The following is an 8856-nucleotide window of genomic DNA, read 5'->3' on the forward strand; positions in this document are numbered from 1 at the left end:
CATTGCCGGGTAGCTAAGTTCGGACGGGATAACCGCTGAAAGCATCTAAGCGGGAAGCCTCCCTCAAGATGAGTTTTCCCTTGAAGCCCGTTGAAGACTACGACGTTGATAGGCAAGGTGTGGAAGCCCAGTAATGGGTGAAGCTAACTTGTACTAATTGGCTGATTGTCTTGACCATATAATCTGAGCTACTTCAGATTGATTTATACGAGATTGTGTTACCTCATGTTTAACTTATTTTTATTGAATTGTTATTCGAGTTTTTCTTCTTTAGATTTTAATTTATCTTTTTCCTGTATTTCATTTAAAATGCAAATTTCAAATTTTAACAGGAATTCGTTACGCTATATCATACATTAATAAAGATCCAAGTCGTCACGCCGAGTTTTTAAGTTTAAAATTGAGATAAATTTGCTAATTTAGGTATTATTTCTTTTTATTTTTTAATTTTATCCCCTTTTTTTTATCAGGAAAAACATCAGCTAATGAAATGGATGTTCCATGTTCTGAAACGATTCTGGCGTTTGCTCTGGTTAATTTGCGTGGTTCATCTACCCCACATGAGTGACAAATCATTTTTACCCCTTCTTCAAGGTTTTTGTGGTAGGCAAATACTCTTTGAGCTTTATTATGGGGATCCAATCCTCTCATTAACCATTTATTGTGCGTGGCGATTCCAGTGGGACAAGTATCAGTATGACATCGTAATGCTTGAATACACCCCAAGGAAAATAAGAAACCTCTGGCACTATTGACTATATCGGCTCCAACACAAAATGCCCAGGCTACTTTATCGGGTGTTATTAGTTTTTCAGAAGCAATTACTTTTATTCTGTCTCTTAAGTCATACTCAACGAGCATATCGATTAATTGAGGTAAGCTTTCATCAAGGGATAATCCCATATATCCCATTAAATTAGCTGGAGCGGCTCCTGTTCCTCCTTCTGCACCATCAAGGGTAATAAAGTCCGGTGCATAGTCGAGGCCCTTTTTAATAATTTCCTGGCATAATTCTTCTAGCCATGTGTAATCCCCTAATACGACTTTGAAACCGGTGGGTTTGCCGGTAATTTTTCTTACTTTATAAATAAAGTTAAGGAGTTGTTTCGAGTTAGATATTTCGGGGAAACGATTAGGACTCGCTGAATCTATATAAGCGGGGATTCCCCGAATCTTGGCTATTTCTGGTGTGACTTTAACTGCTGGCAATAGTCCACCTTTTCCGGGTTTGGCCCCTTGGCTTAATTTAATTTCGAACATTTTAACCTGAGGATAAGAACTTGCTTTTCTTAATTTTTCTTCAGATAAATGTCCTTTGTCATCACGATATCCATATTTCGCAGTACCAATTTGAGCAACCAAGTCACATTCCCCTGCAAGATGATATTCTGTTAATCCTCCTTCACCAGTATTTAGCCAACATCCTGCCAGTTTGGCACCATTAGACAATGCTAAAATGGCATTTTTTGAAAGAGATCCAAAACTCATAGCAGAGATATTAACAAACGCTTTTGTGGTATATGGATTAGGACATTGCGGTCCGATGGTTATCGAACTTATTTTTACTTCTTTTTCTAAAAGGGGGAACGGTGAGTCTATAAAATATATAGTCCCTATAGGCTTTCGATTTCGAGAAGATCCAAAACCCTCCATAGGATATATTCCTTTGGATGCTTCATGAGCCCAAGCTCGTTCAAATCGATTAAAGGGCAATTCTTCACGCTCATGAGTATAAAAAAATTGTCTTAAGTAAACCCCAAGCCACTCAGCAAAATACCGAACATGGCCAATTATGGGATAAGTACGAAGTATGGTGTGTTTCTTCTGAAAGATATCCCAAAAAAATAACACCAAGAGTGCGATGAAAAGTACAATCAATATGATTAATCCACCATTCTCTCGCATAGATATCCTTTCTTTATATTTTTAATTAGAGCTTAGAAAAGCATAGCAATAATTTGTAGTGTAGAACTAGACACCGATCTCATTCTTATTTATTCCAATAAGTCAGCTAAATCATTAGCATGATCTTCTTCGTCCTTAAGAATATCTTCTAAAAGACGTCTCGTTGTAGGATCGTTTGCTCCAAACCAATTTATAAGTTCACGATACATCATAATGGCTATTCGTTCAGCAATTAGATTTTCTTCTATGAGCTCGACTAGATTATTTCCAGACTTATATTCAGTAGGAGATCTCGCAAGCAGTGTTGAAGGATTAAAATCCGGTTCACCACCTAATTGGTTAATTCGTTCAGCAATTAACATCATATGTTTTTCTTCATCGATGGCATGCTCTTCAAACTCTTTTACCACTTGGGGTTTATCAATACTTTTTGCAATCACTTGGTGGAATCGATATCGTAAAACACACACAATTTCGCTGGCTAATGCATCGTTTAATAATTTGCATGCTTCTTCAACATCAAGAGAATAATCTTGAGTTAAGGCTCCTTCTTTAAACGAAATTTTTGCTTGTTCTTTTATTTTTTCAATGTTGGGGGTTGAATTCAATTTCATTTTTATTCCTTAATAAATTTTCTATTGCTTTATTATAGGCAATAAAGATAAAAATTTTTGCTATTATCAAATAAATACTAATAATGAAAAAAATTATTATGAACAATTTTAATATTGTAAAAAGTGCTGATGTAATAGGTAATGAAGTTAAATCCACTCAATTAGAGGTATTGGGCCAAATTGAAGAAATTGTTCTCGACAAATTTTCAGGAGAAGCGCGATACGTTGTCTTATCATTTAAAAGCTTGGGGGAAAAGTATTTTGCACTTCCTTGGAAAAGTATTAATTTTAATGAAAAAGAAGAATGCTTTATTTTGAACATTGAAAAATCTACATTAAAAAATGCACAAGGTTTCGACAAAAATAAGTGGCCTGATATGGCTACATGGCATACTACCATTGATAGTGTGTATGACTATACGAATGAAACTTAATAGTAATACGGAACGTTTTAAAGTAGTTATAAGTCTAGGTTTTATTTCTTAAGTGGAATCTTAGATAAGGATGGCGAATTATCTATTAATGAATAAAAATCCAAAAATTCAGCTTGTAGTTTTTTATTCATCTTTTGAATGGAAAGTCGTTTCTTCCAAATTTGTTTAATGACTAATTGAATTCTGCTCCGTGTGGCTTTCAAAGCGATCATCATAAGAAAGCAATATAAGCACATCCTCGAGTTTTACAATCAATGTCTAGAAGAGCATGGGCATCTTTAAAAAGTCGAAGTTCATCTTTTTTAAGAAAGTATGAAGTCCTGCTGTGGGGTTTTTTAAATTTCTTTTAATTAAATAGTTAGAAATCAAGTGATGAAATTGAGCAGAATCATGTCTATGTTTACCGTAATATATGTTAATGGATTTAAAGTACACTTCTAAGGGTAATTCTTCAGATTTTTCTTCTATTTTTTTAGTATTTCAATCACGTCTTTTTTAAAATTCAAAAAAATATAGATTAAAAAAAGTAATCCATCTGGGAGAGGGATTTTTATGAGCAATCCCTTTCCTTTTATTAAGTATTTTATCACTTGCATTAGAATGTTTTCATAATTTTGTATGCTCAGAACTATATCGAATTTTTATCCGGAGCATTTCATTTTATATCGCTCACTATTTTATGAGCTAAACTAATGAATCAAGGATGAATAAAAGATAAACAAGGAGAGAAAGATGGAAGATACAAACAGCCAGATAACCTCCGCGATACTTCAAACGTTCGAGGTCCCGAAGACACTTTTTTTTAACTTTGCATTTGTTCCTCTAGAAGAATGGAAAGAAATTCATTCCCCCTTTGAACTTATGGAAAAGCAAGTGAACGTTTTTATGGAAAATACCTATAATTATTTAGAGTATATGAGGCTCGTCTATTTATTTTGGCTTAATTTTCCCCAACAAATTTTTATAAACAAAGAAGAAATATCAAAATCTGCAAAAAAACTGAAAAAATCAATTAAAAATTCTAGCATTTAGAGAATTGGGAGCTACTGGAGCGGGCCCATTGATGTGTACAGAACTCCATCATCGATTGCTATAACAGAACTGAATTGAGCCAATCGATATTTATTGCCTACCTTCTCAAACAAATCATTTTGGTTTTTGAAAAATGTATTTAGCCCATAAATTGAAGTACTATCTAGAGGGAGCTGATTGTTGAGGGTGTAGAGTTCTGCAATGGCACTTTTAACATCTTCATGAAAAGAAATTCTTATGCTTGGGTCAAATAAAGATTTTACAAATGTATCTGCTGCATTGTTAAACTTCCAAAAACGTAAAAATCTTACTACCAAATGATCTTCTGGATTCATAAATATCATCTCCATTATCAGTTATAAAAATGGAGCAATGTTACATTTAATTCAAATTAAATGCATTAATTGGGTCAATGGCATTGTGTTTTGTTGGCACGTTAATTAATTTTATGCACCTGGCTCACTGGTTGAGGTGCCGGCTTGTATTGAATTTGACAATTACCTGGTCCTGTTGACTCAATAGTGATTTCATCCTTATCTGCACTTATTGTCATTGGGCCGGTGTAATACTTACTCATTCCCTTAACAAAAGCTTGTACTACGGAAGATGTGGTTGGAATTGCAGGGACAAAATGAGTCAAAACCAAATGCTTTACTTTTGCTTGCTGCGCCATTTTCGCAAGCTCTAACGAATCAGAATGGTAGTTCTTGGTTTCCAAGGAGAACGCAGCATTCAATGTATCTCCTTTTGCCATTGACTGTTGGTATATTTCTTGGTTTAAGGCATTGCTAAGCACTTCATTGATCAAAAGATCGGCGTCTTTAGCGTGATTAGCTAAAGTGGGAGTAACTTTGGTATCACCACTGATGACTATTTTACATCCCTTATAGTGTACGACATAACCTAGTGCTGGATATACGGGTTCATGAGAAACAGGAAACGCGCTAATTTTAATATTTGGCGTATCGTAAATGATTTTATCTTGCGTCATCGCATCCACTAATTTGGGAATCCCAAATCCCAGTTGTGGATCTAATCTTCCTTGACTATTTGAAGATCGAAAAATGACATCCAGTTGATAGGCTTTTGCAAATCCTTTTACAACTTGCTTTACCCCATAGGGTCCATAAACATTGATGGGCTCATTACGGCCATTATTCCAAGAGGCATTAATGACCTGGCCCAAGCCACTGAAATGGTCGGAATGCCAATGTGTTATAAATACATTATGAATTGCAGGATAGGGTAAGCCCATCGAGGCCAAGGTTTGGATTGCTCCTTCACCCGCATCAAATAGCATAAATTGCTTATCGGCAATTACAGCAAGACAGGCTGATTTGCGTATCTCTTGCATGGTAACTTCTGGATCGCCAGTTCCACAGAGATAAAGATGCATCTTCCCATCAGTCAATAATTCTTTTTGAATAGGCGTCTCTAAATATAAAGCAGCGACAGAATGGCTGGCATATGCAAATAAAGCAAAACTAAATGTTTTTAAGGATTTAATCAGCATGGGTGAAGTCCTTTAAAATTGAGAGTATGGAAAAGATTCAGTCCAGTTGGAAATCTTCCAATTTCCTAATCGCCAATTTTCAAATCCTTTCAAAATAGGTTGACAGGAAGGAACATCTAAACGAATAAATTCTACATTGATGACTGCTTTAGTCGGAATTGGTTTTCCTTTGAATGCGTCATCTTCTTTTAATTCTACTTTTAAAGTCTGTAGTGCATATAAATGGGCAATACCTTTGAGCAAGTCGATATCAATATCAATTTTGGAAACGTGAAGTGTTAATTTGCTAAAATTAGAAAAATTCTTTTGAGTGAAATTTATAATATTACTTTTACCTTTAATTGGGGTATCGGAAGAGGGGACAATTAAGCAGCTTTCTGCTTTATCTAACCATAATGCATCAATATCATTAATTTTTTGATTTTCCAATCCGTGTACATATTGCATAAACAAATGGGATACATATTTTTTTGTCTTCTCAAACTTATCAAGGTATTTTCGATAATAATCTAATGTTTCTTCAATTAAAGCGTGAGTTATAGGATTAAGCTTATTTTTTATGTGCATTAAACGTTGTTGTAATTCAGGAGATAATTTATTGGGGTATTGCTGCAACATCAGAAGTGCAGGCATCATTCGGCCTTCTTGTTTCTCATCTGCTAACCAATCGGCCTCTGGGAAAAAAGAAAAATATAATCCTACTGCCATCATATTGGTAATAAATCGTTGATCATTAATTACGGTTTGAATTTCAGGATGGGCGATGTCGTTCACCCCACTATCGATTAATGCTTGATATTTTCTGGCATTATCAAATGTCGCTAACGATGTCCCTTTACGATAAAAGGTTCCATTATCAGTAATCATTCCTTGTTTATTATCAGGAATTAACTTATCTGGATCGATTGCAATAGGTGAATAGTTCATGCTGAAAACTCCAGTAAAATCTCATCAACCATTTTTTGTAAAGTCGGAGTAAGTGTTGAATACTTTTCTTTTAATTGTTTCACAATTTCAGGAGTCACTGCTTCAGGTTGTTGTGTAAAGTAAAGCAAAATAATCATCAATCTTCCTTGATGAGCACTGTGTAACCACTCCTCCGGAGAAAAAAATCCAATGATATCCAAGGCTTTTAAAGAAGGCACAAGTTTGGATTCGGTCTCGATAATGTTCAATAGATTTTTTTCTTGGTTAATAGGGTCAAGTTGTGACAATTCATCAAAGAAATAAGCATTAATCATGCTTACACCATACGAAGCAGCACGAGTAAAAGTGCCATCTTTTTGTAATTCACCAATTTGATTATCCGGTATCCACTTTATAGTCATAGAGTGCCCTTAGGTGAGTTAGCGGAAATTACCTGTAAAGAAGAGTAATTTATAGTAATTACAATAAATTAAACTATCAGAGTAAATTTAGCTAGTCATTCTCTTTATCTGCTTTAATCAGGTAATTAAAGAACAATTCATTTTAATAGTTACGTGAGTCAAGTAATTACAAGGATACGTTGGTTGAAGAGAGATACCAACTCCATTTGGCTTTAGGAATATTAAACTAGTAGCTTAGAGTGTATTTTGACTTCCACCAATATCTAAATTGAGTTCTTTTATCAGCAAATCAAACTCAGAAGCACTATGTGGCATGGACCAAAAATGTAAGGGATTTCTTTTCATGGCGCAAACACTACGAATTTCAGTGATATATTTATTTATATCAGTATGTTGTGGATCTTCTAATTTAAGTCGATTTTCTATTTCAACGAATAAGTTTGTTTTCCATTCACTATTTCTGATGGTTTGACGACCATTTTGTTGCGTGGATATATTATTTTTAAGCGTATTTATTATCGATAATAATCGCGTGTTATTACTAACTAATTCGAGTGAGTTTTGATGTTTATTAATTTCTTCTTGGTCCTTTTTTTCCTCTTGGGGGATATCTTCATTTGTTAAGCTATTTGTTGATTCTAGAATGGCAGTAATTTGCTTTGGGATCTCATGGGTCTCTTTCAGTATTTCTCGAATCGCTGTACTTGGTTGTATTGAAATGGTTTTTTTTTCTTGAGCAGGTGAAAATTCTGAATCCATTTCTACAATTTGGTTAATGCCTACAATGCAAATTCTTCCGGGTACATGTTTATTGATAGCATTCCTCGTCGGTTGGAAACTTCCATTACAAACCGTGTTTCCAAAGCAATGATTAATAACATGTTCAATTAAGTCGAGTTTTCTAACATTAAAATACTGACCAAAATAATTTTGGCTCTGGGATGATGGAGCAGTGAGAGGAATTAACATATTCCACTCTAAAGAATAAAAAGGAGGGGTTTCAACGACAGTTAATTCTTGCTCCAGCTGACTGAAGCACTCTTCTATTTCATGCTCGTCAAAACTTAGTTTAACAGCATCTTCTCTTTCTATTTCAAAGGCCTGTTTTTCATTTTTAATTTTTTGAATAAATGATTGCAGTTTTTTAATAATAATTGTTCTAGCATTCTCTACTTGGATTTTGCTGAGACCTGGAATGTTGTCATAAAAAGAGGTGGGTATTAGTGATTCAAGATTTTCAAGATTCGCTTCAATTTTGGTTTCCATATAGGCTCCGAAAGTAATAATTGGGGGCATTCTATAGGAAATTACTATGAGGCTCTAGGAGCTGATGGTGGTACATAGAAAACAAAATAATTGCTCCGACATTTTTAGCGTACCTATTAAGATTGTTTCCAAAAACGCTTGAATTACAATGGCTTATCCAGATTGTAACAAAAACACACAAAACCCCTATTGCCAATAGAATTTAAAATGTGATTATAATGGTGAAACGGATAAATTTTATTACATGGAAGGTGCCAAATGAAGAATATATTTCAATGGTTAGTTGAGTTTCTTGATGCGATTGTTGGTGTTGAGGAAGATAGGCCGAACAAACGTTATGTAAATATTCACGAAACTCAAGAAAAATATCATGCAGGTTTAATCCGAGTACCCGAACACAAAAAATCTGAACGCAAGGATCGATTTTAAGAGACTGAATATCATATCACTGATACTGAGCCCATTCATTTGGCTATGGGATATAAAAACGGTCATTATAGGTAAGAAACTTTTTAATGAAACTTAGCTTACTTTTAAAGACCGTTCACACCAGGCCATCCTGAGGAGTTTAGGACGAAGGATCTCCTGATTTTACTGATATCCATATTCTGGAAATCTTGAGTTATCAGCCTTTATAGAGAGTGTTCATCTAACTGTGTCACCTCATTGATTATCTAAGTTTCAGGTTCATACGGTCTTCAAAATAAATATGGAGCTGAGACGCGATAAGCGCCCAATTGTGCATGGGCTGACTCCATTTTTCC

Annotated in this window: 10 protein-coding genes and 1 rRNA gene; 4 read left to right on the plus strand and 7 right to left on the minus strand. The window is 34.7% G+C overall.

From position 1 onward, the window contains the following. Positions 1-178: ribosomal RNA gene (locus ACWTEW_RS05360) — 23S ribosomal RNA — on the plus strand; the annotation flags it as partial. A gap of 248 nt (positions 179-426) precedes the next feature. Here ACWTEW_RS05360 and ACWTEW_RS05365 read toward each other — a convergent pair. Together ACWTEW_RS05365 and ACWTEW_RS05370 are read right to left on the minus strand one after the other, a co-directional pair. Then, positions 427-1905 (minus strand): FMN-binding glutamate synthase family protein, encoded by a 1479-nt coding sequence (locus ACWTEW_RS05365; RefSeq protein WP_454783593.1) that lies wholly within the window; start codon positions 1903-1905, stop codon positions 427-429. 89 nt (positions 1906-1994) lie between these two features. Further along, positions 1995-2519: a ferritin-like domain-containing protein gene (locus tag ACWTEW_RS05370; protein ID WP_454783594.1), complete on the minus strand. Its 525-nt coding sequence runs from the start codon at positions 2517-2519 to the stop codon at positions 1995-1997. 98 nt (positions 2520-2617) lie between these two features. On the opposite strand from ACWTEW_RS05370, the gene ACWTEW_RS05375 reads away from it, so the two are divergent. Together ACWTEW_RS05375 and ACWTEW_RS05380 are read left to right on the plus strand one after the other, a co-directional pair. After that, the gene (locus tag ACWTEW_RS05375) at positions 2618-2953 is read left to right on the plus strand and encodes a PRC-barrel domain-containing protein (RefSeq protein WP_454783595.1); all 336 of its coding nucleotides are present in this window, start codon (positions 2618-2620) and stop codon (positions 2951-2953) included. A 732-nt stretch (positions 2954-3685) separates the two neighbouring features. Next, complete coding sequence (locus ACWTEW_RS05380) at positions 3686-3985, plus strand: hypothetical protein (protein ID WP_454783596.1); 300 nt, start codon at positions 3686-3688, stop codon at positions 3983-3985. 11 nt (positions 3986-3996) lie between these two features. Here ACWTEW_RS05380 and ACWTEW_RS05385 read toward each other — a convergent pair whose 3' ends face one another. From ACWTEW_RS05385 to ACWTEW_RS05405, 5 genes are all read right to left on the minus strand, one after another. Continuing rightward, positions 3997-4320: a hypothetical protein gene (locus tag ACWTEW_RS05385; protein WP_454783597.1), complete on the minus strand. Its 324-nt coding sequence runs from the start codon at positions 4318-4320 to the stop codon at positions 3997-3999. Positions 4321-4421: 101 nt separating this feature from the next. Then, on the minus strand, positions 4422-5498 hold the full coding sequence (locus ACWTEW_RS05390; RefSeq protein WP_454783598.1) for an MBL fold metallo-hydrolase: 1077 nt from the start codon (positions 5496-5498) through the stop codon (positions 4422-4424). Between the two features lie 12 nt (positions 5499-5510). After that, positions 5511-6425, minus strand: a complete 915-nt coding sequence (locus ACWTEW_RS05395) for a hypothetical protein (protein ID WP_454783599.1) — start codon at positions 6423-6425, stop codon at positions 5511-5513. Next, a complete protein-coding gene (locus ACWTEW_RS05400) occupies positions 6422-6826 on the minus strand; it encodes a hypothetical protein (RefSeq protein WP_454783600.1) in 405 nt (134 codons plus the stop codon). Before ACWTEW_RS05400 ends, ACWTEW_RS05395 begins: the two co-directional genes overlap by 4 nt. A 234-nt stretch (positions 6827-7060) precedes the next feature. After that, positions 7061-8092: a hypothetical protein gene (locus ACWTEW_RS05405; protein ID WP_454783601.1), complete on the minus strand. Its 1032-nt coding sequence runs from the start codon at positions 8090-8092 to the stop codon at positions 7061-7063. 258 nt (positions 8093-8350) lie between these two features. Between ACWTEW_RS05405 and ACWTEW_RS05410 the strand changes: the two genes are divergently transcribed. Continuing rightward, complete coding sequence (locus ACWTEW_RS05410; protein ID WP_454783602.1) at positions 8351-8521, plus strand: hypothetical protein; 171 nt, start codon at positions 8351-8353, stop codon at positions 8519-8521. Positions 8522-8856: the final 335 nt, after the last annotated feature.

The organism is Legionella stuttgartensis, from assembly GCF_977063405.2.

Bases quoted from the DNA above. Each gene is read 5' to 3' on its own strand.
- ACWTEW_RS05395 (WP_454783599.1), bottom strand. From the start codon at position 6,425: ATGAACTATTCACCTATTGCAATCGATCCAGATAAGTTAATTCCTGAT.
- ACWTEW_RS05365 (WP_454783593.1), bottom strand. From the start codon at position 1,905: ATGCGAGAGAATGGTGGATTAATCATATTGATTGTACTTTTCATCGCA.
- ACWTEW_RS05370 (WP_454783594.1), bottom strand. From the start codon at position 2,519: ATGAAATTGAATTCAACCCCCAACATTGAAAAAATAAAAGAACAAGCA.
- ACWTEW_RS05385 (WP_454783597.1), bottom strand. From the start codon at position 4,320: ATGAATCCAGAAGATCATTTGGTAGTAAGATTTTTACGTTTTTGGAAG.
- ACWTEW_RS05380 (WP_454783596.1), top strand. From the start codon at position 3,686: ATGGAAGATACAAACAGCCAGATAACCTCCGCGATACTTCAAACGTTC.
- ACWTEW_RS05390 (WP_454783598.1), bottom strand. From the start codon at position 5,498: ATGCTGATTAAATCCTTAAAAACATTTAGTTTTGCTTTATTTGCATAT.
- ACWTEW_RS05375 (WP_454783595.1), top strand. From the start codon at position 2,618: ATGAACAATTTTAATATTGTAAAAAGTGCTGATGTAATAGGTAATGAA.
- ACWTEW_RS05400 (WP_454783600.1), bottom strand. From the start codon at position 6,826: ATGACTATAAAGTGGATACCGGATAATCAAATTGGTGAATTACAAAAA.
- ACWTEW_RS05405 (WP_454783601.1), bottom strand. From the start codon at position 8,092: ATGGAAACCAAAATTGAAGCGAATCTTGAAAATCTTGAATCACTAATA.
- ACWTEW_RS05410 (WP_454783602.1), top strand. From the start codon at position 8,351: ATGAAGAATATATTTCAATGGTTAGTTGAGTTTCTTGATGCGATTGTT.